Annotated in this window: 28 protein-coding genes; 12 read left to right on the top strand and 16 right to left on the bottom strand. The window is 69.9% G+C overall.

Features of this window, described 5'->3' with window-relative positions:
• The first annotated feature begins 65 nt into the window (after positions 1–65).
• On the top strand, positions 66–1,094 hold the full coding sequence (locus ACZ303_RS26945; RefSeq protein ID WP_467343194.1) for an alpha/beta hydrolase: 1,029 nt from the start codon (positions 66–68) through the stop codon (positions 1,092–1,094).
• A gap of 131 nt (positions 1,095–1,225) precedes the next feature.
• On the opposite strand, the gene ACZ303_RS26940 is transcribed toward ACZ303_RS26945, so the two are convergent.
• The gene (locus ACZ303_RS26940) at positions 1,226–2,077 is read right to left on the bottom strand and encodes a menaquinone biosynthetic enzyme MqnA/MqnD family protein (protein ID WP_467343064.1); all 852 of its coding nucleotides are present in this window, start codon (positions 2,075–2,077) and stop codon (positions 1,226–1,228) included.
• 299 nt (positions 2,078–2,376) lie between these two features.
• Here ACZ303_RS26940 and ACZ303_RS26935 point away from each other — a divergent pair, with 299 nt between their 5' ends.
• Positions 2,377–2,580, top strand: a complete 204-nt coding sequence (locus ACZ303_RS26935) for a cold-shock protein (protein WP_014144190.1) — start codon at positions 2,377–2,379, stop codon at positions 2,578–2,580.
• A gap of 183 nt (positions 2,581–2,763) precedes the next feature.
• Here the strand turns inward: ACZ303_RS26935 and ACZ303_RS26930 are convergent, their stop codons facing one another.
• Complete coding sequence (locus ACZ303_RS26930) at positions 2,764–4,557, bottom strand: AMP-dependent synthetase/ligase (protein ID WP_467343063.1); 1,794 nt, start codon at positions 4,555–4,557, stop codon at positions 2,764–2,766.
• Between the two features lie 141 nt (positions 4,558–4,698).
• On the opposite strand from ACZ303_RS26930, the gene ACZ303_RS26925 reads away from it, so the two are divergent.
• Together ACZ303_RS26925 and ACZ303_RS26920 are read left to right on the top strand one after the other, a co-directional pair.
• Entirely contained in the window at positions 4,699–5,745 is a 1,047-nt protein-coding gene (locus ACZ303_RS26925) for an AraC family transcriptional regulator ligand-binding domain-containing protein (protein WP_467343062.1), read from the top strand.
• Positions 5,746–5,829: 84 nt separating this feature from the next.
• Positions 5,830–6,984 carry a lipase family protein gene (locus ACZ303_RS26920; RefSeq protein ID WP_467343061.1) on the top strand — a complete coding sequence of 385 codons (1,155 nt, stop codon included), beginning with the start codon at positions 5,830–5,832 and terminating at the stop codon, positions 6,982–6,984.
• 36 nt (positions 6,985–7,020) lie between these two features.
• Here the strand turns inward: ACZ303_RS26920 and ACZ303_RS26915 are convergent, their stop codons facing one another.
• Complete coding sequence (locus ACZ303_RS26915; protein WP_467343193.1) at positions 7,021–7,647, bottom strand: TetR/AcrR family transcriptional regulator; 627 nt, start codon at positions 7,645–7,647, stop codon at positions 7,021–7,023.
• Positions 7,648–8,082: 435 nt separating this feature from the next.
• Positions 8,083–8,934 (bottom strand): helix-turn-helix transcriptional regulator, encoded by an 852-nt coding sequence (locus ACZ303_RS26910; RefSeq protein ID WP_467343060.1) that lies wholly within the window; start codon positions 8,932–8,934, stop codon positions 8,083–8,085.
• 160 nt (positions 8,935–9,094) lie between these two features.
• On the opposite strand from ACZ303_RS26910, the gene ACZ303_RS26905 reads away from it, so the two are divergent.
• The 3 genes from ACZ303_RS26905 (at position 9,095) to ACZ303_RS26895 (ending at position 12,023) form a co-directional block, all read left to right on the top strand.
• Positions 9,095–9,910: an alpha/beta fold hydrolase gene (locus ACZ303_RS26905; RefSeq protein ID WP_467343059.1), complete on the top strand. Its 816-nt coding sequence runs from the start codon at positions 9,095–9,097 to the stop codon at positions 9,908–9,910.
• A gap of 232 nt (positions 9,911–10,142) precedes the next feature.
• Positions 10,143–10,751, top strand: coding sequence for a sensor domain-containing protein (locus tag ACZ303_RS26900; RefSeq protein WP_467343058.1), 609 nt, complete (start codon positions 10,143–10,145; stop codon positions 10,749–10,751).
• Between the two features lie 285 nt (positions 10,752–11,036).
• Positions 11,037–12,023 (top strand): aldo/keto reductase, encoded by a 987-nt coding sequence (locus tag ACZ303_RS26895; RefSeq protein ID WP_467343057.1) that lies wholly within the window; start codon positions 11,037–11,039, stop codon positions 12,021–12,023.
• A 257-nt stretch (positions 12,024–12,280) separates the two neighbouring features.
• Here the strand turns inward: ACZ303_RS26895 and ACZ303_RS26890 are convergent, their stop codons facing one another.
• The 5 genes from ACZ303_RS26890 to ACZ303_RS26870 form a co-directional block, all read right to left on the bottom strand.
• On the bottom strand, positions 12,281–12,529 hold the full coding sequence (locus tag ACZ303_RS26890; protein ID WP_467343056.1) for a hypothetical protein: 249 nt from the start codon (positions 12,527–12,529) through the stop codon (positions 12,281–12,283).
• A 394-nt stretch (positions 12,530–12,923) separates the two neighbouring features.
• Positions 12,924–13,121, bottom strand: coding sequence for a hypothetical protein (locus tag ACZ303_RS26885; RefSeq protein WP_467343055.1), 198 nt, complete (start codon positions 13,119–13,121; stop codon positions 12,924–12,926).
• 29 nt (positions 13,122–13,150) lie between these two features.
• Positions 13,151–13,393: a DUF7848 domain-containing protein gene (locus ACZ303_RS26880; RefSeq protein ID WP_467343054.1), complete on the bottom strand. Its 243-nt coding sequence runs from the start codon at positions 13,391–13,393 to the stop codon at positions 13,151–13,153.
• On the bottom strand, positions 13,393–13,596 hold the full coding sequence (locus ACZ303_RS26875; protein WP_467343053.1) for a hypothetical protein: 204 nt from the start codon (positions 13,594–13,596) through the stop codon (positions 13,393–13,395). The genes ACZ303_RS26880 and ACZ303_RS26875 overlap by 1 nt, the downstream gene beginning before the upstream one ends.
• Positions 13,596–14,030 (bottom strand): ATP-binding protein, encoded by a 435-nt coding sequence (locus tag ACZ303_RS26870; RefSeq protein WP_467343052.1) that lies wholly within the window; start codon positions 14,028–14,030, stop codon positions 13,596–13,598. The genes ACZ303_RS26875 and ACZ303_RS26870 overlap by 1 nt, the downstream gene beginning before the upstream one ends.
• Before the next feature lie 358 nt (positions 14,031–14,388).
• On the opposite strand from ACZ303_RS26870, the gene ACZ303_RS26865 reads away from it, so the two are divergent.
• Both ACZ303_RS26865 and ACZ303_RS26860 read left to right on the top strand, forming a co-directional pair.
• The gene (locus ACZ303_RS26865; protein WP_467343051.1) at positions 14,389–15,138 is read left to right on the top strand and encodes a helix-turn-helix domain-containing protein; all 750 of its coding nucleotides are present in this window, start codon (positions 14,389–14,391) and stop codon (positions 15,136–15,138) included.
• Positions 15,135–15,605 (top strand): NUDIX hydrolase, encoded by a 471-nt coding sequence (locus tag ACZ303_RS26860; RefSeq protein ID WP_467343050.1) that lies wholly within the window; start codon positions 15,135–15,137, stop codon positions 15,603–15,605. The genes ACZ303_RS26865 and ACZ303_RS26860 overlap by 4 nt, the downstream gene beginning before the upstream one ends.
• Before the next feature lie 77 nt (positions 15,606–15,682).
• On the opposite strand, the gene ACZ303_RS26855 is transcribed toward ACZ303_RS26860, so the two are convergent.
• The 4 genes from ACZ303_RS26855 to ACZ303_RS26840 form a co-directional block, all read right to left on the bottom strand.
• On the bottom strand, positions 15,683–16,999 hold the full coding sequence (locus ACZ303_RS26855; protein ID WP_467343049.1) for a dicarboxylate/amino acid:cation symporter: 1,317 nt from the start codon (positions 16,997–16,999) through the stop codon (positions 15,683–15,685).
• A 363-nt stretch (positions 17,000–17,362) separates the two neighbouring features.
• The gene (locus ACZ303_RS26850; protein WP_467343048.1) at positions 17,363–17,650 is read right to left on the bottom strand and encodes a DUF4229 domain-containing protein; all 288 of its coding nucleotides are present in this window, start codon (positions 17,648–17,650) and stop codon (positions 17,363–17,365) included.
• A gap of 93 nt (positions 17,651–17,743) precedes the next feature.
• Complete coding sequence (gene mqnE / locus ACZ303_RS26845) at positions 17,744–18,907, bottom strand: aminofutalosine synthase MqnE (RefSeq protein ID WP_467343047.1); 1,164 nt, start codon at positions 18,905–18,907, stop codon at positions 17,744–17,746.
• A gap of 97 nt (positions 18,908–19,004) precedes the next feature.
• Positions 19,005–19,460: an Lrp/AsnC family transcriptional regulator gene (locus ACZ303_RS26840; protein WP_467343046.1), complete on the bottom strand. Its 456-nt coding sequence runs from the start codon at positions 19,458–19,460 to the stop codon at positions 19,005–19,007.
• Positions 19,461–19,592: 132 nt separating this feature from the next.
• Between ACZ303_RS26840 and ACZ303_RS26835 the strand changes: the two genes are divergently transcribed.
• Entirely contained in the window at positions 19,593–19,730 is a 138-nt protein-coding gene (locus ACZ303_RS26835) for a hypothetical protein (RefSeq protein ID WP_467343045.1), read from the top strand.
• A 4-nt stretch (positions 19,731–19,734) separates the two neighbouring features.
• Here the strand turns inward: ACZ303_RS26835 and ACZ303_RS26830 are convergent, their stop codons facing one another.
• Entirely contained in the window at positions 19,735–20,367 is a 633-nt protein-coding gene (locus ACZ303_RS26830; protein WP_467343044.1) for a UbiX family flavin prenyltransferase, read from the bottom strand.
• A 236-nt stretch (positions 20,368–20,603) separates the two neighbouring features.
• Between ACZ303_RS26830 and ACZ303_RS26825 the strand changes: the two genes are divergently transcribed.
• The gene (locus ACZ303_RS26825) at positions 20,604–21,713 is read left to right on the top strand and encodes a hypothetical protein (RefSeq protein WP_467343043.1); all 1,110 of its coding nucleotides are present in this window, start codon (positions 20,604–20,606) and stop codon (positions 21,711–21,713) included.
• A 110-nt stretch (positions 21,714–21,823) separates the two neighbouring features.
• Here ACZ303_RS26825 and mqnP read toward each other — a convergent pair whose 3' ends face one another.
• Positions 21,824–22,744 carry a menaquinone biosynthesis prenyltransferase MqnP gene (mqnP, locus tag ACZ303_RS26820; protein WP_467343042.1) on the bottom strand — a complete coding sequence of 307 codons (921 nt, stop codon included), beginning with the start codon at positions 22,742–22,744 and terminating at the stop codon, positions 21,824–21,826.
• The gene (locus ACZ303_RS26815; protein WP_467343041.1) at positions 22,741–24,192 is read right to left on the bottom strand and encodes a menaquinone biosynthesis decarboxylase; all 1,452 of its coding nucleotides are present in this window, start codon (positions 24,190–24,192) and stop codon (positions 22,741–22,743) included. The genes mqnP and ACZ303_RS26815 overlap by 4 nt, the downstream gene beginning before the upstream one ends.
• A gap of 87 nt (positions 24,193–24,279) precedes the next feature.
• On the opposite strand from ACZ303_RS26815, the gene ACZ303_RS26810 reads away from it, so the two are divergent.
• A complete protein-coding gene (locus ACZ303_RS26810) occupies positions 24,280–24,594 on the top strand; it encodes a PLD nuclease N-terminal domain-containing protein (protein ID WP_467343040.1) in 315 nt (104 codons plus the stop codon).
• The last annotated feature ends 180 nt before the right edge of the window (positions 24,595–24,774 follow it).

Genomic DNA, 24,774 nt, shown 5'->3' with positions numbered 1-24,774 from the left:
CCTACCAGTCCCACGGCCGCCGCCGTGCCTCCCGAGCCAAAAAATGGACCATAGTCGTGGCCTCCATAGCCGTGCTCGGTCTGATAACCGCCGGCGTGCTCAACTACCTCAAGATCGGCCCCTTCTCCGAGAAGGGGAAGCCCGTCAGCTTCGGCCAGGACCAGGCCGGCGGTGGTCAGGCCGGCGGGACGGGCGGCGCGCAGCCCGCGGACTCCAAGGTCAGCATGCCGACCGGTCCCGCCGCCCAGTTCAAGAACTCCAGCGGAACCCTCGCCGACGGCACCCAGGTCGCCGTCACCACCCTGGACGGCAAGAAGTCCGGGTTCAAGGGCAAGGTATGGGTCTGGGCGCCCAAGGAGTACAAGGACCCGAAGTTCGCCAAGAGCGGCTTCCCCGTCCTGATCGCCCTCCCCGGCGGCCCGGGCTTCCCGGCCAACTACTGGATGGACGACAACCTCGGCCTGGAGTCGTCGATCTCCAAGTGGTACACCGAGGGCAAGAGCAAGCCGTTCCTCCTGGCGATGCCGGTCCTCAACCCCAAGCCGGACGACGGCGGCCTCTACTGGGACGGCAGTGACATCCCCGGCCAGCCGAAGATGGGCACCTGGCTCACCGAGGACGTCCCGGACCTGATGAAGGCCAACTTCCGGACGATCAAGTCGCGCGACGGCTGGGCGTTCATGGGCTCCTCCTCCGGCGGTTTCTCGGGTCTGAAGGCGGTGCTGAAGCACCCGGACAAGTTCAAGGCCGTGATCGCCTCCGGCCCGGACATCGTCCCGGACTCCCCGCTGTGGAAGGGCCACGAGAAGGAGAAGAACGAGAACAACCCCGAGCTCCTGGCGAAGCAGCTGATCGCCGCCAACAAGCCGGGCACGGACGTCTATCTCGCGTTCCAGTACGGGACGAAGGAGACCAGCGTCATCCCGCACGTGGACAAGTTCATCAAGACGTACGGCAACAAGGGCCCCGTCCACACGCGCCTGGAAGTGATCCAGGACGGCAAGCACAACGCCAAGACCTACGTCGAGGGCATGGGCAGGGGCAGCATGAAGTGGATCAGTGACCACATGGAGGGTCCGATCCCCGCCTCCTGATCCACCCCGCCGGCCCGGTCCTTGTTCCCCGGACCCCGGCGGACCCTCCGTACGGATTCAACTCGCTCCGAAGCCCTGGCCCCCGTTCCGCGGGGTCGGGGCTTCAGCGGTTTCCGGGGACCTTCCGGGGGTCAGGGCGTCAGCAACTCCACCCGCACGTCCGCCGGGAAGCCGGTCGTCGGCCCCGTGCGGCGGGCGAACTCGGTCACGCCCGCCAGCTGGTCCGGACCGAAGCGGAAGTCCAGCGTCGTGAAGTAGCGCTCCAGCAGCTCGGCGTCGAACGCCTCCCAGCGGGCCGCCTGCTCGGCCACCTTGCCGACCTCCTCCAGGGACACGTCCCGGGAGGCGAGGAACGCCTCGTGGACCTTGCCGACGATGTGCGGCTCGCGGGCGAGGTAGTCCCGGCGCACGGCCCACACCGCGAAGACGAAGGGCAGCCCCGTCCAGTCCTTCCACATCTGCCCCAGGTCGTGGACCTCCAGCCCCAGCCGGGGCGCGTCGTGCAGCGAGGCCCGCAGCGCGGCGTCCCCGATCAGCACGGCGGCGTCCGCCTCCTGCATCATCAGGCTCAGGTCGGGCGGGCAGGTGTAGTAGTCCGGCTCGACGCCGAAGCGGTCGGCCAGCAGCAGTTGCGCCAGCCGTACGGACGTCCGCGAGGTGGAGCCGAGCGCAACCCGGGCCCCGTCCAGCTTGTCCAGCGGCAGCTGCGAGACGATCACGCAGGACATCACCGGGCCGTCGCAGCCCACCGCGATGTCGGGCAGGGCGACCAGGTCCTCGGCGTTGCGCAGGAACTCGACCAGGGTGACCGGGCCGATGTCCAGGTCGCCGGCGATCAGCTGTTCGCTGAGCTTCTCGGGGGTGTCCTTGGTGAGGTCCAGGTCGAGCAGCGTGCCGGTGCGGGCGAGCCCCCAGTAGAGGGGCAGGCAGTTGAGGAACTGGATGTGGCCGACGCGGGGGCGGGCTGAGGCTGAATTGTCCACATCTGGAGGCTAGCCCCCGGGGTCGCGGGCCAGCGGGGGCGGGGGTCGGAGCCATCGCCTGTACAGGAGGTGCACGACTGTCGATCTTTTCCGGCCCGGCGGCCGGGAAAACCATCCGACAGCGTGATCTTCAACTCTTTCGCAGCCAGAACCTCGCGTGCTAGGCTCGCCGCAAGTTGCAGTTTGGTTTCCCTTGCAGTACAGAGCCTGCGGAGCATGTGACCCCCGCAGGCTTTTGTAGTTTTCAGACTTCTCGCAGGTTCTGGAGCAGGGCAACCCTTTGGCCCAAGGAGGGCTTTATGGCTACCGGAACCGTGAAGTGGTTCAACGCTGAAAAGGGCTTTGGCTTCATCGCCCAGGACGGCGGGGGCCCCGACGTCTTCGTCCACTACTCCGCGATCAACGCCGCTGGCTTCCGCTCCCTCGAGGAGAACCAGCAGGTCAACTTCGACGTCACGCAGGGCCCGAAGGGCCCGCAGGCGGAGAACGTCACCCCCGTCTAAGTCTCGGATCCCTTCGATCCGACGGCTTTGTCGTCCGACCGATCGCGGTCGAATATTCGTAGTACCCAAGGAGCCCTGCCCTCTTCCGCCTCGGCGGAGGGGCGGGGCTCCTGCCTTTCCCTTTTGTTCAGCGCTCGTCCATCGACTTTTGAGCGTTTGCGCAATCACTCAAACGTTGTTCTTTCACTTCTGTTCGTCCGGCTTCTGTTCGTACAGCGTCTCGATCTCCTGTGCGTAGCGTCGAACGATCGCGGCCCGCCGGAGTTTCAGGGTGGGCGTCAGGTCCCCGCCGTCCACCGTGAAGTCCCCGTCGAGAATTGCGAACGCGCGAATCCGGGCCGGCCGCGACACCTGCCGGTTCGCGGCGTCGACCGCCTCCTGGCACAGCTCCCGCACGGCCGGGTGCCGGGCCGCCGCACCCGGCCGCCCGCCGAGGTCCACGCCCGTGCGCCGCGCCCAGCCGGCGATCTCCTCCTCGTCCAGCGTGAGCAGCGCGACCGGGTACGGGCGGCGGTCGCCCACCATCACCGCGCGGGATATCCAGCGGGACTGCTGGAGGGCGAACTCCACCGGCGACGGCGCGAGGTTCTTCCCGCCGGACGTGATGATCAGGTCCTTCTTGCGGCCGGTGATCGTGAGGAAGCCGTCCGCGTCGAGCGAGCCCAGGTCCCCGGTGTGCAGCCAGCCGTCCGCGTCCAGCGCCTCCGCCGTCGCGGCCGGATCGGCGTGATAGCCGGGGAAGACGCCGGGCCCGCGGGCCAGCACCTCGCCGTCCTCGGCTATCCGCACCTCGCAGGCCACCGCCCGGCCCACCGTTCCGTACCGCACCGCGCCCGGGTGGTTGAGGCTGATCACCCCGGCGGACTCCGTCATGCCGTAGCCCTCGTACACCGCGATCCCGCACGCGCGCAGGAAGTCCATGGTCTGCGGGGCGATCGGCGCGGCCCCGGTCAGCGCCATGCGCAACCGCCCGCCGAAGGCCGCCCGGACGAGCGAGAAGAGCCGCTCGTCCGCCTCCCGCCAGGCCGCGAGCAGCTCACCACCGGGCTCCTCGCCCCGGGCGCGCAGCTCCTCGACCTCCAGCCCGGTCCGGATCGCCGCGTCGAGGCGGGCCCGCCCGTCCGGCCCGCCGGACTCGGCGAGCGAGACCACCCCCGCGTGCACCTTCTCGAACAGACGCGGCACCGACGGCAGTCGGGTGGGACGGGCCTCGGTCAGCTCGGCGACGACGTTCTCGATCCGGCCGCCGAAGTAACAGATCTCGCCGCCCTGGACGAGCGCCGACAACTGGACGAGCTGCGCGAAGAGATGGGCGAGCGGGAGGTAGAGGAAGACGCTCTCGCCCGGACCGCCGCCGAGCAGCTCCGCGGTGGCCGAGTCCACGGCGGCGAGGTTGCCATGGGTGAGGAGGCAGCCCTTGGGCGGGCCGGTCGTGCCCGAGGTGTAGACGATGGAGCACAGATCATCGGCCGTACGCCCCTCGCACCGGGCCAGCAGCTCCGCCAGCGGAGCCCGCCCGGGCAGCGCGTCCAGTACGAGCGCCCCGGCCCCGGCGTCCTCGATGACCACCACGTGTCGCAGCTCCGGCAGCTTCGCGCGCACCGCCGCCACCCGCTCCGCCTGCACCGCGTCCTCGCAGACGACCACGGAGGCGCCCGAGTCGCCGAGCACCCACAGCAGTTCCTCCTGCCCGGCCGTCGGATAGACCGGCACCACGACCGCTCCGGCGGCGAGCACCGCGAAGCAGGCCCGGGTCCACTCCGGCCGGGTCTCGGAGAGGATCGCCACCCGGTCGTCGGCCCGCACCCCGAGCGCGAGCAGGCCGCGCCCGATGTCCCGTACGGACGCGCGCAGCTCCTCGTAACCGACCTCCGTCCAGGAACCGTCGCGGGACCGGAACCGCAGGGCCGATGACGTGCCGTACCGTTCGGCCGCCCACTCCGCGAGCACAGCGAGCGTGCGAGGTCGTTGCCGCATGACGCCTCCCAGGAACCCAGGCCGCCGCCCCGGACGGACGCCGGGGGAAAACCCTGACGTTAAGGAACGCTTCCGGCATCGGGCATGACCGGAACCGTCAGCACCGCTGACCCCAACGCTCATCACGGCTACCGTGCTGCCATGAGCTGTCGCACGATCACCGTGCACCATGTGCGGGCCGCTCTCGGCGGCGCCCGGCGACTCGGCATCGACACCGTCCCCCTCCTGCAAGGCGCGCGCATCCCCCCGCTGCTCCTCGGCGACGACCGGGCCCGAGTGACGCCCGAGCAGTTCGCCCGGCTCGTCATGGCGCTGCACCGGGCCACCGGCGACGAGTTCCTGGGGCTGGGCCCCGTGCCCAGCCGGCGCGGCACGTTCGCCATGATGTGCCACGTCTGCGTCGGCTGCCGCGACCTCGGCACGGCCCTGGAGCGGGGCGTGCGGTTCTACGGGCTCTTCCCCGGCGGACCCGACCTCGCGCTCGAACACCGCGGCCCGGAGGTGGTGTTCGCCGTCCGCAACGACCTGCGCGCCGTCGCCGAGGGCCGCTTCCTCACCGAGTCCCTGATCGTCGTCTGGCACCGGCTGGCAAGCTGGCTGATCGGCCGGCGGATCGCCCTGCGCCGGGCCGAGTTCGCCTACCCCGCGCCGCCGTACGCGACCGAGTACGGCGAGCTCTTCGGCTGCCCGGTCCGCTTCGGCGCGCGGCGCACCCGCGTGGGCTTCGACGCGCGCTGGCTGGCCGCGCCCGTCGTCCGGGACGAGGCGGGCCTGGCGGAGCTGCTGCGGCACGCGCCCGCCGATCTGCTCACCCGACAGGACTACGCGACGACGGTCGCCGAGCAGGTACGGCGTTCACTCCTGCGGGCGATGCGCGAGGGCCGGGCCGCCCGGCTGCCGGAGGTGGCGCAGCTGGCGGACCGGCTCGCGGTGAGCCCGGCGACGCTGCGGCGGCGGCTGCACCAGGAGGGCACATCCTACCGGCTGCTGAAGGACCAGGTGCGGCGGGAGGCGGCGGTGACCAGCCTGTTGGAGGGCCGGGAGCCGATAGCGGAGCTGGCGGAACGGCTGGGGTTCTCCGAGGACACCGCCTTCCACCGGGCGTTCCGCCGCTGGACCGGCACCACGCCGGGCGCCTATCGCCTGCTGGCCGGGCACCGCCGCAGGCGGCCGGGTCAGCAAAGCTGAGCTTCCGGGTCAGCTCCTGACTCACCCGTCAGTCACTACGGTCACCTCAACTCACCGAGCACCACCGGACCGTGGGAGAGCCGCATGCACCTGCGCACCACAGCCCTGGCCGCCGTCACCGCGCTCGTCGTCTCGCTCGGCCTGGCGGGCGCGGGCACCGCGGTCGCCGGGGAGCGGGCCACCGCCCCCGGGGACATCGTCAGCACCGCCCCCACCTCCTTCCACCCGCTGCCCGCCCAGCCCACCAACACCAAGGCGTGGCACATCACCTACCGCTCCACCACCGCCAAGGGCGCCCCGAACGTCGTCTCGGGCACCGTGATCGTCCCCCAGGACGGCAGAACGGGCCCGCGCCCGCTCGTCACCTACGCCGTCGGGACCGTGGGCATGGCCGACAAGTGCGCGCCCTCGGCCGGCTTCCCGTACGGCACGACGCTGGAGGCCAACCTCATCCAGCAGCTGACCCTGCGCGGCTGGGCGGTCGCCGTGACCGACTACGAGGGCCTGGGCACGCCCGGCGACCACACCTACGCCGTCGGGCGGGCCGAGGGGCACGCCGTGCTCGACGCGGCGCGCGCGGCGCTGCGGCTGCCGGGGGCGGGACTGTCCAAGGACTCGCCCGTCGGCATCATGGGCTATTCGCAGGGCGGCCAGGCCAGCAGCTGGGCGGCCGAGCTGCACGACTCGTACGCCCCCGAGCTCGACCTCAAGGGCACGGCCACCGGCGGCGTCCCCGCCGACCTCCTCAAGACCGCCGACTACAACAACGGCAGCATCGGCGCGGGCCTGATCCTCATGGCGGCCGCCGGCCAGAACGCGGCCTTCCCCGAACTGGACCTGGACCGGTACCTCAACGACAAGGGCCGCGCCTATGTCGACTTCCTGAAGAACAACTGCGTGGCCGTGAACGTCGTGGCCGGGCTCTTCAAGAAGATCTCCGACGTGACGGTCAGGAACCCGCTGTACGAGGCGGACTGGCAGCGGGCGCTGCGCTCCTCGAACCTCGGCTCGCACGCCCCGGACCGGCCCGTCTACCTCTACCACGGGGTCGTCGACGAGCTGATCCCCTACGGCGTCGGCAAGCAGTTGCGTGCCGACTGGTGTGCCAAGGACGCCACGGTCCAGTGGAAGTCGCTGCCGCTCGGTGAGCACGTGCTCGGCGTGATCACCGAGTCGGTCCCGGCCGCGAACTGGCTCGCGGACCGCTTCGCCGGCAGGCCGGCCGCCGGCAACTGCTGAGCCCGGGCGGCGGCACGGCCGCCGCCCTCGCGGCCCCTAGGAACGGGCGGGCGTCCAGCGCCGCCCGTTCATCAGGTTCTCCAGGCCCACCCACGCGAAGTTCATCAGCGTCTCGGCCGGTTCCCGTTCCGGCGGCGCCTCGTCCGTACGGTCGTTGGTCCACCCGGCGAGCGATTCGGCGGCGCCCACGAGCGCGTGGGCCAGCCCGGCGGCCTCGCGGTCGGGCAGGGGCGCGTCGCAGCCGCCGCCCCGGGCCGTGTCGGCGATCAGGTGCGTGACGACGTCGACGAGCCGCTGCCGCAGCGCGGACACCTCCAGGGCGAACGGCTCGCCGTGCGTCCGGGCCTGGCAGTGCAGGACCGCCCAGCCGTCGGGGTGGGCGGCGGTGTGCGCGAAGAAGGCGCGCAGCCCGTTCCACAGCCGCCGGTCGGCGGGAAGGCCGGGGTCGATGGCGGCCCGTACGGCGGTGATCAGCGCCTCGGCCTCGCGCCGGATGCAGGTGCTGAAGAGCTCCTCCTTGGAGTTCAGATAGAGATAGACCAGCGGTTTCGACGCTCCGGCGAGCTCGGCTATCTCGTCCATCGACGCCGCGCGGTAGCCGCGGCGCGCGAAGACCTCCACGGCCGCGTCGAGCATCTGGCGCTCGCGCACCTCGCGCGGCATGCGTTTGACCCTCCCCTTGGGCTTCATCCCGGCCTCAGCAGCGTCGGTCTGTGCAGCATTCACGACAAACGTCCCTCCGCCCCCGTCACGTTACCGGCAGGTAATGTTACGGGGAGGAGGGACGTCCGGGGGGAAGGATCCGGCCGAAGCGGCCGGACAGCGAGGTTCAGGCCAAAGCGATCAGGCCGCGGCCGCCACCGCCTGCGGCTCGGCGTCGACCGCGACAGCTGGAGCCCGCGGGCTGCCCGCAGGGTCCGAGGCGCAGTCCGCGCCGTCGAGGGTGCCGGCGCATCGGGCTGAGCGTCGCAGGCGAGCGGCGACTCCCTCGCCAAGGCCGGCGGCATGACGAGCGTCCTCTCCCGTGCCGCGGCCGGGGCGGTCTCGCACAGCCCGCACCGGCCGCCCGGCCCGCTGTACCCGGCCTGCTGCGGCTCGTCAGCTGGTCGCGGTGAACTGGCCGGTTCCCACGACCTTGAGCAGGGCGAGGCGTTCGGGGGTGTCGCTGCCGATGGGCGGCGTGTACAGGACTACCCGCTGGTCGCCCTCCGGTGCGAGCAGCACCTGGCAGTCCAGGTCGACCGGGCCGATCAGCGGGTGCACGATACGCATGCGTGAGGCCCTGCGGACCGCGACCTCGTGCAGCTCCCACAGGCCGGCGAACTCTTCGCTGGCCTCCCGAAGCCGTTCCACCAGGCGGGTCGCGGCGGTGTCGCCCGCGCGTCGGCCCACGGCCGCACGCAGGTCGGCCACGTGCTGGCGGCTGTAGTGGTCGTGGTCGTCGGCCGGGTAGGCGGTGCGCTGGGCGGGGTCGGTGAACCAGCGCCAGACCACGTTGCGCCCGTGCTCGGACACCGAGCACACCCCGCCCAGCAGGGCCTGTGCCATGTCGTTCTGGGCCAGGACGTCGCCGAGGTCGCTGATGACCTGGACCGGCGTGGCCGGAAGCTGATCCAGCAGGTGCAGCAGCCCCGGGCTTACGTCGTCGCCGTTGATCCGGCCGACGGGCGGGCACCGGCCGGCGAGGAGGTGGAGATGGTCGCGTTCGTCGCCGGACAGGCGCAGGGCGCGGGCCAGCGCCGCGAGCATCTCCTTCGACGGCTGGGGGCCGCGGGCCTGTTCGAGGCGGATGTAGTAGTCGGCGGACATGCCCGCGAGCTGTGCGACTTCCTCACGGCGCAGGCCCGGGGTGCGGCGCCGCGGGCCGACGGGCAGGCCCACGTCCTGCGGGCGTACGCGGTCGCGGGAGCGGCGCAGGAAGTCGGCGAGTCCACCACGGTCGATCTTCATGATGATCATCCTGCCGGTCTGTGCGGAGCTGAACCAGGGACTGGCGATCCCAGGTTCGACAAGGCTCTCCCAGGCGCGGGACACCGGGGGCACTGTTGGTCGGGCCGGAGCACAAGCGCCCCGGTCACCCAGCCGCAGCGACACCCGCAGGGAGCATTCCATGGCCACCGTCACCGTCAACGGCGCCCAGGTCCACTACGAGAAGACCGGCTCGGGCCCCGCGCTCGTCCTGGTCCACGGCACCGGATCGTCGGGCGCCGCCGTCAACTGGGGGCAGACCGCCCCTCGGTTCACCCCGCACCGCACCGTGATCACCCCCGACCTGTCGGGCACCGAAGCCACCCTCGATGACGGCGCTCCCTTGACCGGCGAAGGACTCGCCGCCCAGGTCATCGCCGTCATCGAGGACGCGGCGGACGGACCGGTGGACCTGCTGGGCTTCTCCTTGGGCTCCACCGTCGCCGCCACCGTCGCCGCGCTCCGCCCCGACCTCGTGCGACGGCTGATCCTGGTGGCCGGCTGGGCGCACACCGACAGCGACGAATACCTGCGCAGCCTCTTCATCCTCTGGCACAGCCTCGGCACGAACGACCCCGCCTCCTTCGGCCGCGCCGTGGCGATGAGCGGCTTCAGCCGCGGGTTCCTCAACAGCATCGGCCGCGCCCAGTTCGAAGCCTTGATCCCCAACATGCCCCCCACCGAGGGAACCCTGCGCCACATCGCCTACGACCTGCAGGTCGATATCCGCCACCTGCTGCCCCGCATCCAGGCCCCCACCCTCGTCATCGGCGGCACCCAGGACATCACCGTTCCGGTCGAACACAGCCGCGCCCTGCACGCCGCCATCCCCGGCAGCACATACGCCGAGATCGACGCGGGCCACGTGATGTTCTTCGAGCAGGAGGACGTCTTCGTGAAGCTCGTGACCGATTTCACCGAAAGCCCCTCCGCGGCACCCGCCACCACCGGCGCGTGATCCGGCGCCACCCGATGACCGCATCAGTCTCCAAGCGATCACACCGGAGCATCGCGCTCGGCCACTCCACGCCCTCAGCGCACCCCTCGCTGAGGGCAACCCAGCCGGCGAGGGAGGCACCGCGTGCTGCCGGCCCGAGTACCGGCCCCCCGGATGGACCCCTCCCGGCCCTCCTTTGGCGATCCGTCCGACAGAAGGCGCGCCTTTCCTGGTCCAGGGAAGGAGGTCCGCCATGACCTGCCCCGACCGCTGCGCCCAGGCGCCCGCAAAGCTCGCGACAGCCTCACCGTCCGGCCTCGGCGGGCTGCTGACCCTGCCGTTCCGGCGCGACACCTGGCGGCACATGCTGTTCGCCCTGCTGCTGCCACTCACGCTCGCGCTGGTTCTCGCGCTTCAGTACGTGATGAAGGCGGCGCAGGACAAGGGACACCAGGAACTCGGCCCCCTGATCCTGATCGTGGCGCTGGCCTGCGTCGCCCTCGTCGGGCCTTCCTTCGAACGGATGCGGGTCCGGGTCTTCTTCGGTGAGACCATCACACCGCGCGTCAGTGAACGGGTGCGCAACGGCTGCGTGTTCTTCCTCGTGAACATGGCCCTGTCCACCCTGTCGTTCATGGCCGCGGCCGGCTGGGCCATCGTCTGCGCGCGCAATCTCACGTACCCGATCTGGGGCTGGGAGCCCTATCCCACCCCCGCCTGGGGTGGCCCGACGCCGGTGGGCGCCGTGGCGCTGCACTTCGCGGCCGGCGTGGTGGCTTTCTTCGTCATGCCGTGGATCGTCATTCGCCTCACCACCTGGCAGCGCGCCGCCGTGCGTCGCCACCTCGGCCAAGCCCACTGAGCCACCCTCACGGCTGCCGCCAAAGACCGTACCCCCAGGGAAGTCGCCGCTCGGTCCGCAGTCATACAGAGCCTGTACGGCCATCAACCCGAAGTCGTCCGCCTACCCGCGTACGCGGACAGCCGGATCCAGCGATACGTCCCACCCGGAGGGTGGTCGCGAGCAGGCCGGAGAGCCGGGACTGCCAGACCTCTCCGGAGGCCGGAGCACGACGCCCAGTTGACTTCGAGCGCGCTCCAGCACCTAGCGTCCCGGGCAGATGATTCCAAGATCAGGAGACAGAACATGACCGACATCCCCACCCGGCACCTGGGCAACCTGGCGGTCTCCGCGCAGGGCCTGGGGTGCATGGGCATGAGCCACGGCTACGGCACCACCAACGACACGCAGTCGATCGCGACCCTGCACCACGCCCTCGACCTCGGGGTGACCTTCTGGGACACCTCCGACTTCTACGGCGTCGGGCACAACGAGGAGCTGATCGGACGGGCCGTCGCCGGGCGTCGCGATGAGGTGGTACTGGCCACGAAGTTCGGCTTCGCCAACCGCCTGGGCGAGCCCACGCAGGTCCGCGGCGACGCCGCCTACGTGCGGCAGGCGTGCGAGGCGTCACTGCGCCGGCTCGGGGTCGACCACATCGACCTCTACTACCAGCACCGGGTCGATCCGCAGGTGCCGATCGAGGAGACCGTCGGCGCCATGGCCGAGCTCGTACACGCCGGGAAGGTCCGCCACCTCGGCCTGTCCGAGGCCGGCGCGCAGACCATCCGGCGGGCGCACGCGGTGCACCCGATCACGGCGCTGCAGAGCGAGTGGTCGCTGTGGACCCGCGACCTGGAGACGGAGATCGCCCCGGTCTGCCGCGAGCTCGGTATCGGCCTGGTCCCGTTCTCCCCGCTCGGGCGCGGCTTCCTGACCGGCAAGTACAGCTCGGTCGAAGGGCTGGCCGAGACCGACGTGCGCCGCAGCCAGCCGCGTTTCGCCGACGGCAACCTCGAACGGAACCTGGCGATCGTCACGAAGCTGAACGAGCTGGCTGCGGCGAAGGGAGTCACCGCCGGCCAGCTCGCCCTGGCCTGGGTGCAGCACCGGGGCGAGGACGTGGTGCCGATCCCCGGCACCCGGCGGCAGCGGTACCTGGAGGAGAACCTCGCGGCCCTGGCCATCGAGCTGTCCACCGAGGACCTCGCCGCCATCGAAGCCGCCGCCCCGTCCGAGCAGATCGCGGGCACCCGCTACGACGCGACCAGCCTCACCTTCGTCGACGGCTGAGCCCGCCACAGCTCACCGACCCCGACCCCGGCACCAGGGCGACCACGTCCCGCCGAGGACCAACCCTCGAAGCCGAACGCCAGGCAGCGCTCCCCGACTAGCTGGACTGGTACAACTACCACCGACCCCACACCGGCATCGACGGCCGGACACCAGCCAGCCGCGCCACCAACCTGCCGGGGCAGCACACCTAGGCGCCCTTCGCGCACGAGGTGATTCCGGCCGACTTCCGGCAACCTTCGTCCATTGCGCCGCGCTCAGCTTGCCTTGCCGTACCGTGCCACGGCCGCCGCGACCGCCCGTGCCGCCGGCACCGAGAGCTCCAGGCGCACCACGCCCGAGCCGTCCGGCGCCGAGGACGCCCGCAGCCGCACGCCGGAGACCTCCACACCGGCCGCCTCCAGGGCCTGGCGGAGTTCTGCCGCTGTGTCCGTCACTTCCCGCCAGCCCGCCATGTAGTCCACGCCCCGGACCCACAGCACCGCGTCCGCGTCGAACTCGCCCACGTCGTACGCCTTATCGCCAGACCCGTACATCAACTTCCACCCCTCAAAGGAACTTGGACGACCAGATCTTGTTGGCGTCTCGCACGGACGCACGACGAGGACCCCGGTACCATCAGTACCGGGGTCCTCGCGATCCCCGCCGGACCACCCCTTTTGCTTCCAGGCGCGGGGGTGGTCCGGTTTTCTATGCGGTTGTTGAGCGCGGTCCTGCCCGTTCGCCACGCGTTCGGGCAGGACCGCAGCGGCGCCCGGATAACGCCGCCATCCCCCCAGGTGCGATCGGTCGACCAACAGCAGCAGCGGGCCGAGGAACACTGCACCGCGGTGAACGCACCGAGGGAGCCAAGAGGGCGGGGCCGGCGGACCCTCCCAGGCACTGCCGGCCCCGCCCGGTCTACGGGGGCGACACCCGCCCCGCCGCCTCTCTCCGGGCCACTCGTTCGGCGATGTACCGCAACCCGTCCCTGATGAACTCATCCGTCACCGGCGGCACCCGCCCGACATGACGCACACGCAACGCGTCCAGGAGCTCCTCCAGCTCCTCATCAGTGATCTGCCGCCAGCGGGACGCGGGCATCCGACACGTGGCCAAGACCACGCACTCCCGCACCTGCCACACCCTCACCCCGCGCCCCCGATCGGCGTCGCCCGGAAGAAACCGGTGTGCACGGACCGAAACCCCGTGTGCCCGCTACGACCGGCATGCCACAGCGCCCAGTCCTGCGGACCATCCGGCGAATCCGACGCCTCCGACGCCTCCGACGACATCTCACAGGAAGTGCACTCCATCACGAAGATCCCGGGACTCCCCGAGGTATCGACGGCCAGCTTCCACTTCACGAAGCGAAACAAAGACCGCGCCATCACCGCACCCCACGCCCGCGCCGCAAGACCTCCAGCAGATCACCAGCGCCCTTCCGCAGCGCCGGACCCTCCTTGAAAACCAACACCACCTGCGGATTCCTCACCGCGTGCCGGTCCGCACGGACGGCCTTCACCTGCTGCCACCTGCCGCTGACCTGGACCAAGTCGCCCCGGCGCACGTCGAACGCCGCCATCCGCGCCATCACGCACACCCTTCCCCGGGCGAGGTCGTGAGCACAGCCCACACGGACTTGCCGGGCCCCGCCCGATCACTCACACCCCAGTCAGCCGACAGCCCGGCCACCAGGACCAGCCCCCGGCCACCCTCCTCCACCGCCTGAGCACGCCGCGCGGGCCGCTTTTCACACGCGTCGTCCACCGCGATCCGCACCCCGTCCGCCACATGCCGGAACCGGGTCTGGACCTGCCGCCCCGGCGAGGTGTGCGCGTGCACCACCGCATTTGTCAGCAACTCGGAGAGCACCACGACCGCCGCGTCCTCAACAGACATCAGACCCCAGTCCGCCAGCGCCTTACGCAGCTCGGCACGGGCCAGGCCGACGCAGCGCGGGTGTCTGGCCCAACGCCGCACCACCTCGTCCGACCGTCCGCCCAGTGCCACGGCGCAAGTCGTCACCTTCTCCTCCTTTCAGAGAAGACGGGCGAGCCGGAAGCAGCTACGTGGCCCCTCTGGCTCGATGTCCTCGATGTCCTCGATGTCGCAGGCTGCACGTTCTCAGGGCGGGCATCCCACTCGATCCCACCTCCAACCGGCCTGAGCTGCACATACGGGCCCGTTTGATCCATCACCTGGCCAACGCGTCCGTTCGCGGTATCCGTTGCCAGCGTGCCGACTTCGGGAATCCCCTCATCGCTCATGCGGGGATCATGGCGTCGGCTATTGGGACGGAGGAACCTCCCGCGAAACCCACTTCGGGACGTCCCGCGTTGGGTAAAACGTCCCTAGTGCCGTCCTAAGCGTGGGGAGAGACCTGATGCCGAACGAGAGACTTCGCGCCGTCATGGCAGCCGGCGGTTGGACATGTGCCACCCTCGCGGAGAAGGCCGAAGTGGACACGAAATCCGTCGAACGATGGGTCAGCGTCGGCCGCACTCCGCGCCGCAGGACAGCCGTCCTGGCAGCAGAAGCGTTAGGAGAAGACGTGTGCGCATTATGGCCAGCGCTCCGGCAGGCGCGCGCTGCACGCGCCGTCAGCCCTGAACTGGTGACGCTCTACGACCAGCGCGCGAACATCCCGACGTCCACGTTCGTAGAGACGCTGGCGAGCGCCCACAAGCAGATCGACGTGTTGGTGTACGCCGCCGTCTTCCTGCACGAGGCGTACCCCCGGCTCAACGATCTTCTGCGCGAACGCGCCGCTGACGGCTGCACGGTCCGTATCGCCGTGGGGGACGCGGACAGCCCGAACGTGCGGCAACGGGGGCAGGAGGAGCAGTTCGGCCACGGCATCGAATCCCGTTGCCGGCTCGCCCTCATGCACTACCGGCCGCTCGCAGGGGTCCCCGGCATCGAGATCAGGACCCACGGGACCACCCTGTACAACTCCCTCTACCGCGCAGATGATCAGATGCTGGTCAACGCCCACGTCTGGGGAGTGAACGCGTACGGCGCGCCTGTCTGGCACCTTCACCGCAACGGCGACGGCGGAATCTTCGACACGTACGCCGGTAGCTTCAACGCCGTGTGGGCGGCCGCTACCCCGATACGGGAGGGATCACCGTGACGCGGACCGAGTACTACGACGACCCGAACGCGCCTAAGCCCAACAGCCTGGTCGTCGCCGCGTCCGCGGTCGTCGTCGACAGCGAAGGCCGCATCCTGCTCCAGCGTCGGCGGGACAACGACCTGTGGGCACTGCCCGGCGGCGGAATGGACATGACCGACTCCCTGCCAGGAACGGCGGTGCGAGAGGTCAAGGAAGAGACCGGCCTGGACGTGGAGATCACGGGACTGGTCGGGACGTACACCGATCCCCGCCACGTCATCGCCTACTCCGACGGCGAGGTGCGCCGTCAGTTCAACGTCTGCTTTGCCGCCCGCATCGTCGGCGGCCGTCTCGCGATCTCCGACGAATCCACGGAGCTCAGGTTCGTCCCGCCGGCAGAACTGGCCGACCTTCCCATGCACCACACGCAGCGGCTGCGCATCGACCACTTCCTGCAAGGGCGTCCGCAGCCCTACCTTGGCTGACCCTTACGGGCCCACACGGTTCTACAGCTACGCCCCCGCATCTCCGACGAGACCGGGGGCGCATCCGTAAGCCTTACCTAGGCAGCAACAGCCACCGCCTGCGGCTCGGCGTCGAGCTTCGACCCGTCCGCCGAGTCGTACGCCGCGCGGTCCAGGATGTTCTCCCGCGCCGAGACCAGGATCGGGACGACCGACTGACCGGCCACGTTGGTCGCGGTGCGCATCATGTCCACGATCGGGTCGATGGCCAGCAGCAGGCCCACGCCCGCCATCGGCAGGCCCAGCGTCGACAGCGTCAGGGTCAGCATCACCGTGGCGCCGGTCAGGCCGGCGGTGGCGGCGGAGCCGATGACCGAGACGAAGGCGATCAGGACGTAGTCGCGGATCTCCAGGTGCACGTCGAAGACCTGCGCGACGAAGATCGCGGCGATCGCCGGGTAGATCGAGGCGCAGCCGTCCATCTTGGTCGTCGACCCGAACGGCACGGCGAAGGACGCGTACTCCTTGGGCACGCCGAGGCGTTCGGTGACCTTCTGCGTCAGCGGCATCGTGCCGACCGAGGAGCGGGAGACGAAGGCCAGCTGAATGGCGGGCCAGGCGCCCTTGAAGAACTGCAGCGGGTTCACCTTGGCGACGGTCGCCAGCAGCAGCGGGTAGACGCCGAAGAGGACGATGGCGCAGCCGACGTAGATGTCGGCGGTGAAGGTGGCGTACTTGCCGATCAGGTTCCAGCCGTAGGTGGCGATGGCCGTGCCGACCAGGCCCAGGCTGCCCAGCGGGGCGAGCCGGATGACCCACCACAGAACCTTCTGCAGCAGTTCCAGCGCGGACTGGCTGAGGTCGAGGACCGGCTTGGCCTTCGCGCCGAGCTGGAGGATCGCGATGCCCGCGGCGGCGGCCATGAAGACGATCTGAAGGACGTTCAGCTCGGTGAACGGCGTGATGACGTCCTTGGGGATGATCCCGGTCAGGAAGTCGAGCCAGGAGCCGTGCTTCTTGGGCTCGGCGCCGTCGGCGGCGGTGAGGCCCGTGCCGGAGCCGGGGTCGGTGAGCAGGCCGATCGCGAGGCCGATGACGACCGCGATCAGCGACGTGATCATGAACCACATCAGGGTGCGGGTCGCCAGCCGGGCGGCGTTGGAGACATTGCGCAGGTTGGTGATCGACACCAGGATGGCGAAGAACACCAGCGGGGCGATCACCACCATCAGCAGCTGGACGAAGATGTCACCGATCTTGCCGAGGGTGACCTCCAGCCAGTGGATGTCACCGCTCTTGGCGGCCCAGCCGAGCAGCGCGCCCAGCACGAGGCCGAGCAGGATCTGCGCCCAGAACGGGACCTTGGGTATGCGCCCGCGCAGGGACGCAGGGGAGGACGTGGGTGTGGAAGGCAACGGAAGCTCCGGGGACGGAAGTCAGATAACGGGCGTATCGCGCCAGGGAGGTCCGCACTCCCCCGGATCGGGCCGGGAGACGCCCCCAAGGATCTGGCCGCGGGTGACACGACTCAGCGGCGGCAACAGGCCGCGGAGACACAGCGGCAGAGATCGACGTGCAGGCGCGCCACGAGCACTCGGCTCCTGGGGGATCGCTGCGCTGCTGCTGTCTTCATGTCCAATACGTTAACACTCGGACTTTGGGGCCCTCAAAGGCCTTCTTTGGGTTCCTGTCATGTCGAACGGCCCCGGAGAACGCCGAACGCCCCGCCCCGGAGCGGCTGCTCCGGGGCGGGGCGTCTGTGAAGGGTGTGAGGAGGATTACACCCCGTCCTCCTGGCCGGCGTTGGCGGCCATGCGCTCCTTGGCGCGGTCCACGCGCGCCACGATCTGCTCGGACATCGCGTCGCGCTGCTTGCGCAGCAGGACCCAGCTGAGCGGCGCGGAGAGGACGAGCGCGAGCAGCACCATCCACACGAGGTTCGAATCACCCGCGCCGAGCGGGATGACGTGCGCGTAGCAGAGCACCCAGACGACGGCGAAGCAGGCGATGAGCAGGCCGACACGCAGGGCGGTGTAGCGGAGCGAGGCGAACTTCTGGCTACTCACGGACGGGACCTTCTTCTCAACGACAACCGAAAGGGTCGCTTCCAGTCAAGCACGACCCGGGGGCGGGTCGTACCCGCCCTCACCCTCGCGGCGTCATACCCGCATCGCCTGGGGCGACTCGCGCAGCGAGGCGTCCGGGCCGGGGTACTCGCGGATGATCTCGTAGCGCGTGTTGCGCTCCACCGGACGGAAGCCCGCCTCGCGGATGAGGTCGAGCAGGTCGTCGCGGGTCAGCTTGTTGGGCGTGCCGTAGTTGTCCGCGTCGTGCGTGATCTTGTACTCGACCACCGAGCCGTCCATGTCGTCCGCGCCGTGCTGCAGGGCGAGCTGCGCGGTCTGGACGCCGTGCATCACCCAGAAGACCTTGACGTGCTGGATGTTGTCGAGGAGCAGCCGGGAGACCGCGAAGGTCTTCAGCGCCTCGGCACCCGTCGCCATGGAGGTCCGCGCCTGGAGGCGGTTGCGGACCTTGCCGTCCTTCATGTCCACGAAGTCGTGCTGGTAGCGCAGCGGGATGAAGACGTGGAAGCCGCCGGTCTCGTCCTGGAGCTCGCGCAGGCGCAGCACGTGGTCCACGCGGTGGCGCGGCTCCTCGATGTGGCCGTAGAGCATCGTCGCGGGGCCCTTGAGGCCCTTGGAGTGCGCGAGGCGGTGGATGCGCGACCAGTCCTCCCAGTGGGTGTCGTGGTCGACGATGTGCTGCCGGACCTCCCAGTCGAAGATCTCCGCGCCGCCACCGGTCAGGGACTCCAGGCCGGCCTCGATCAGCTCGTCGAGGATCTCGGAGGCGGGCATGCCCGAGATCTTCTCGAAGTGCTGGATCTCGGTGGCGGTGAACGCCTTCAGGGAGACGTTCGGCAGGGCCTCCTTGAGCGCCTTCAGGGAGCGCGGGTAGTAGCGCCACGGGAGGGTGGGGTGGAGGCCGTTGACGATGTGCAGCTCGGTGAGGTTCTCGTTCTCCATCGCCTTGGCGAGGCGGACGGCCTCCTCGATGCGCATCGTGTACGCGTCCTTCTCGCCCGGCTTGCGCTGGAACGAGCAGTACGCGCACGACGCCGTGCACACGTTGGTCATGTTGAGGTGACGGTTGACGTTGAAGTGGACGACGTCGCCGTTCTTCTGCGTCCGGACGTGGTGCGCGAGCCCGCCCAGCCAGGCCAGGTCGTCGGACTCGTAGAGGGCGATGCCGTCCTCACGGGTCAGCCGCTCCCCGGCGTGGACCTTCTCCTCCAGCTCACGCTTGAGCCCAGCGTCCATTCCGTCCGCCTCTCCCATACATCCGCTATTGCGACTTGTCGAGCCTACTCCCCCACCTTTCGGGCGGGAGGGGCCCCCACCCGCGCCCGGCCGGAGGCTATTCCTGCTCCGGCAGTTCCCCGACCCGGTTCTCCCACTTCGTCGACAGCACGATCGTCGTACGGGTCCGGCTCACGCCCTTGGTCCCCGACAGCCGGCGGATCGTCCGCTCCAGCCCGTCCACGTCGCCGACGCGCACCTTGAGCATGTAGGAGTCGTCGCCCGCGATGAACCAGCAGTCCTCGATCTCCTCGAGGTCCCGCAGCCGGCGCGCCACGTCCTCGTGGTCGGCGGCGTCCGAGAGCTGGATGCCGATCAGCGCCGTGACGCCGAGGCCGAGCGAGGCGGCGTCGACCGTCGCGCGGTAGCCGGTGATCACACCGGCCGCCTCCAGCCGGTTGATCCGGTCCGTGACGCTCGGCCCCGAGAGCCCCACGAGCCGCCCCAGTTCCGCGTACGAGGCCCGGCCGTTCTCCCGGAGGGCCTGGATGAGCTGCCTGTCCACCGCGTCCATAACCTGGCACCTTTCAATAATCAGCGAACTCGTCGCTTTGCATGTAGAATCTAAGGCATACAGGGGTTCACAACCTGTGAATCTCTCGACAGATCCCTAGATCAACGACGATCCTTCAGGAGTGATCTTCCCGTGTACACGATCGAGATGGCCTACGCCCGTATGCGCGAGCTGCAGGACCTGGCCAACCGCTCGCGTGCCCACCGGCCCACCGCCGAGCGCCGCGCCGAGGCCCAGGCGGCCCCCAAGGCGCACGCCGAGAAGCGCTGAGCCCTCAGCCCGGAGAGCGCGCCTGACCCAGCTCTCCCTTCCACCGGCGGTACAGCTGGTGCGGCACACCGGCCGCGTCCAGCACCCGCCCCGCGACGAAATCCACCAGATCCTGGATGTGCGTCGCACCCGCGTAGAACGCCGGAGAGGCGGGCAGCACCACGGCGCCCGCCTCGTCGAGCGCCACCAGCTGCTTGAGCGTCGAGCCGCTGAGCGGCGTCTCCCGCACCGCGACGACCAGTCGGCGCCGCTCCTTGAGCGTCACGCTCGCCGCCCGCTGCAGCAGGTCCTTCGACAACCCCAGCGCCACCCCGGCCACGCACGCCGTGCTCGCCGGGACGATGAGCATCCCCTTGACGGGATACGAGCCGGACGACGGCCCCGCCGCGAGGTCACCGGCCGGCCAGTACCGCACGTCCGCCACATCCACCCCGAAGGTGTGCGGCTTGCCGTCGGCGCCCAGTTCCAGCCAGCCGCGCAGGTCCTCGCGCCAGTGCGCGTCGCGGAACGCGATGCCGGTCTCGTCCAGCAGCGTCAGCCGCGAAGCCCGGCTCACGACCAGGTCCACGGCCTCCCCCGCCGCGAGCAGCCCCCGCACCACGGCGGCGGCGTACGGCGTCCCGGACGCGCCGGACACACCGACCACCCATGGCCGGCGTTCCTGACGTTGCGTTACGTGTTCGTACGGCTCCACGGCACCGAGCCTAGCCGCAGCTGCCGGGCGCCCTCCGCCGCCGTCCGAGCCCGACATCCTGACGGAAAAGTCCTTTGACATGATGATTCGGACTGGATTTCAGTTGTCTTGTACAGGACCAATCACACGGGGAGCTCATCATCCACAGGACGCGAAAGGCTCTGGCCGCCGTCGGCTGCGTGGCCGTCATCACCGCCGCGACCGCCGCCTGCGACCCCACCGAGTCGCTCAGCGCCGACGTCAAGGTCAAGCAGGCGTTCGACAAGCTCGGCAAGCAGAAGTCGGTCTCCGCCGAGATCGGCTTCGACGCGAACGCGGACAAGATCTTCACCGCCCTGCGGGACGAGGACGACTTCTCGCGTGACGACGCCGCCCTCCTCGCCGACCTCCGGCTCAACTACGCGCTCAGCTACGACAAGCCGCTCAAGGACGTCGAGAAGGACGACGAGAACGGCGCCGGCTCGGTCCAGCTGACCAAGCGCGGCGGCAAGCCGATCGCCGAGATACGCGCCCTCGGCGCCGACAAGGTCTACGTCCGCGGCGACCTCAAGGCCGTCACCGAGTTCGCCGACCGGAGCGAGAAGGGCAAGAAGGGCGGCAAGTCCTCGGCCGGCCGCGAGGCCCTGGACGAGCTGTCGAAGAAGGCCGACTCCCTGCCCTCCTCCATGGACGCCGTCAAGGGCGCCGTGAAGGGCGAGTGGGTGCTGCTCGACACCAAGTCCTTCGAGGCGTTCAGCAAGTCCCAGGGCAAGTCGGGCGACCAGAACAAGCTCGACCCGAAGGCCCAGAAGCAGCTCTTCGACACCCTGGAGAAGGCGCTCGGCGACAACGCCACCTTCAAGGACGCGGGCAAGAAGAACGGTGCCGACCACGTGAAGGTCACCGTGCCGGCGAAGAAGTTCGCCAAGGACCTCGAAGAGGGCCTCAAGCCGCTGAAGGACAAGCTCGGCGACAAGGCCGGCAAGCTCTCCAAGCTGGACAAGGTCAAGGACAAGGACGTCACCGTCGACGTCGCCGTCAAGGACGGCATGGTCTCCGGCCTGACCCTCGACATCGCGCAGCTCGACGAGAAGGTCAAGGGCGAGCTGCCGCTGACCCTGGCCGTCAAGGGCGGCGCCGGCAAGATCGAGGCACCCGCCGGCGCCAAGGAGCTCAAGCCGCAGGACCTGATCGGCGCGGCCATGCTGCTCTTCAAGGACAAGATGCCGGGCATGGGCAAGGACGCCGGCCTGAACGGCGGCATGGACCAGGGCCCCGGCTCGGGTCCGGGCATGGATTTCGACCTCTGATCCGCTGATGTCGTCCGCCGCCGTCCGCTGACGGCACCGGCGGCACCGGATACACGAAAGGGCGGCCCCGCCTGCGCGGTGGGGCCGCCCTTTCGTGTGTGCCCCCGGGGTTACCAGCCGAGCCCCTGGCCGACGAGGTCCAGCAGGGCGAACACGAAGAGGCTGATGCCGATCACGCCGTTGACGGTGAAGAAGGCGCGGTTGAGCCGCGACAGGTCGTGCGGGCGCACGATCGTGTGCTCGTAGACGAACGCCACCCCGACCACCACCAGCCCGGCCCAGAAGAACGCCCCGGCGTCCGTGGCCAGCGCGTACCAGACCAGCAGGCCCGTGGTGATCACATGGCAGACCCGCGCGCCGTGCAGCGCGGCGGGGACGCCGAAGCGGGCCGGGGTGGACTTCACGCCGTGGGCGCGGTCGGCCATCACGTCCTGGCAGGCGAAGATCAGGTCGAAGCCGCCGATCCAGACGCCCACGGCCAGGCCGAGGATCACCGCGCCCCAGGACCACTCGCCCGTGACCGCCAGCCACGCGCCGACCGGGCCCATGGCCTGCGCCAGCCCGAGGATCGCGTGCGGGAAGTTGGTGAACCGTTTCCCGTACGGATAGACCACCATCGGGATCACGGCGATCGGCGCCAGCGCCAGGCACAGCGGGTTGAGCAGCGCGGCCGCGCCGAGGAAGGCGACGACGGCGATCAGCGCGCCCGTCCAGGCCGAGCGCACGGACACCGCGCCGGTGACCAGCTCGCGGCCGGCGGTGCGCGGGTTACGGGCGTCGATCTCGCGGTCGATGATGCGGTTGCAGGCCATCGCGAAGGTCCGCAGACCCACCATGGCGACGGTGACCAGGAGCAGCCGCAGCCAGTGGACGTCGCCGTAGCGCTGGAACATCGCGGTGAGCGAGGCGATGTAGGCGAAGGGCAGCGCGAAGACCGAGTGCTCGATCATCACCAGGCGCAGGAACGCCCTGACCTTGCCGGTGGAGGGGGCGGGACCGGGGGTGAGGACCCCCTCCGCAGCGGATGTCACAGCCCGTACTCCTTCCAGCGCTTCGTCACCCGGTCGGCGACCTCCGGATCCGACTCGACCATGTGCGGCCAGCCGCCGTCCCGTGTGTAGCCCTCCTCGGGCCACTTCGCCGTCGCGTCGATGCCCGCCTTGCCGCCCCAGAACTGCTGGTACGAGGCGTGGTCGAGGTGGTCGACCGGGCCCTCGACGACGGTGAGGTCACGGGCGTAGTCGGTGTTGCCCAGGGCTCGCCAGGACACCTCGTGCAGGTCGTGCACATCGCAGTCGGCGTCCACGACGATGATCAGCTTGGTGAGCGACATCATGTGCGCGCCCCAGATCGCGTGCATGACCTTCTGGGCGTGCTTGGGGTACTTCTTGTCGATCGAGACGATCGCGCAGTTGTGGAAGCCGCCCGACTCCGGCAGGTGGTAGTCCATGATGTCCGGAATGATGATCTTGAGGAGCGGCAGGAAGAACCGCTCGGTGGCCCGGCCCAGCGGGCCGTCCTCCGTCGGCGGCCGGCCCACCACGATCGACTGGAGCAGCGGGCGCCGCCGCATCGTGACGCAGTCGATGGTCAGCGCCGGGAACGGCTCCTGCGGCGTGTAGAAGCCGGTGTGGTCGCCGAAGGGGCCCTCCGGCAGCATCTCGCCGGGCTCCAGCCAGCCCTCGATGACGACCTCCGCGTTGGCGGGGACCTGGAGCGGCACCGTCTTGCAGTCGACCATCTCGATCCGCTTGCCGGAGACGAAGCCGGCGAAGAGGTACTCGTCGATGTCGCCGGGCAGCGGCGCGGTGGAGGCGTACGTCACCGCGGGCGGGGCGCCGAAGGCGATGGCCACGGGCAGCTTCTCGCCGCGCTTGGCGGCCACTTGGTAGTGGTTGCGGCTGTCCTTGTGGATCTGCCAGTGCATGCCGATGGTGCGCTTGTCGTGGCGCTGGAGGCGGTAGAGGCCGAGGTTCCGCACGCCGGTCTCGGGGTGCTTGGTGTGGGTGAGGCCGAGGTTGAAGAAGGAGCCGCCGTCCTCGGGCCAGGTGAAGAGCGCCGGGAGCTGGTCCAGGTCCACGTCGTCGCCGGTCAGGACCACTTCCTGGACCGGGGCGTCCTTGACCTTGCGCGGCGGTACGTGCGCCATGGCGCCCAGCTTCCCGAAGGCTTCCCGCACCCCGATGAAGCCCTGCGGCAGCTCGGGCTTGAGCAGCCCGCCGATCTTCTCGCTGATCTCGTCGTAGGACTTCAGGCCGAGCGCCTTGAGCAGCCGGCGGTCGGTGCCGAAGACGTTCATGGCGAGCGGCATGGCCGCGCCCTTGACGTTCTCGAAGAGGAGCGCAGGGCCGCCCGCTTTGTTCACCCTGTCGACGATCTCCCCGATTTCCAGGTACGGGTCGACTTCGGCCTTGATGCGCTTGAGGTCACCATCGCGCTCCAGCGCCCGGAGGAACGAGCGAAGATCGTCGTAAGCCATGCGTTCCAGTATCAAGCACGCACTACCCTGAACAGGTATCGGGGGCCGCCCGCGGCCCGTACCGCCACCCTCGGGGAGCCCGCCGCCATGCTCAGGTATCTGCCGTTCCTGCTGATCCTGGCGTTGTGGATCTACGCCTTCGTCGACTGCCTGAACACCCCGGAGAGCGAGGTGCGCGGCCTGCCGAAGGTGGCCTGGGTGATCATCATCCTGCTCTTCGGCGAGGTGCTGATCGGACCGGTCGCCTGGCTGATCGCGGGGCGGCCGCGGGCCGCGGCCGGTTCGGGCCGGGGCGCCGCCGGGCAGCGGTGGGTCGCGCCGGACGACAATCCCGAGTTCCTCAGGTCCCTGAAGCCGGACCAGGACGGCGGCGGCCGCGGCGAGGCCCCGCCCGCCGGCTGAGCCCGGACCTCCACCCACCCGTACGGCCCAGCGATCGATCACCCGATCGGGTAATAACACTCGGACATCGAGCCGAGCATTTCGCTCGACTTCCGTTTCTTCACGGGCATTTGACGCATCCTTCACGCATCCCCTCCTGCCTCCGGCGCGCACGTGCCGGAAGAGTCCTACGGGCCAGAC

Source organism: Streptomyces sp. NPDC023527, assembly GCF_055560115.1.
Note: the sequence above shows the minus strand (reverse complement) of the source record. Positions and strands in the feature narration are given on the sequence as shown.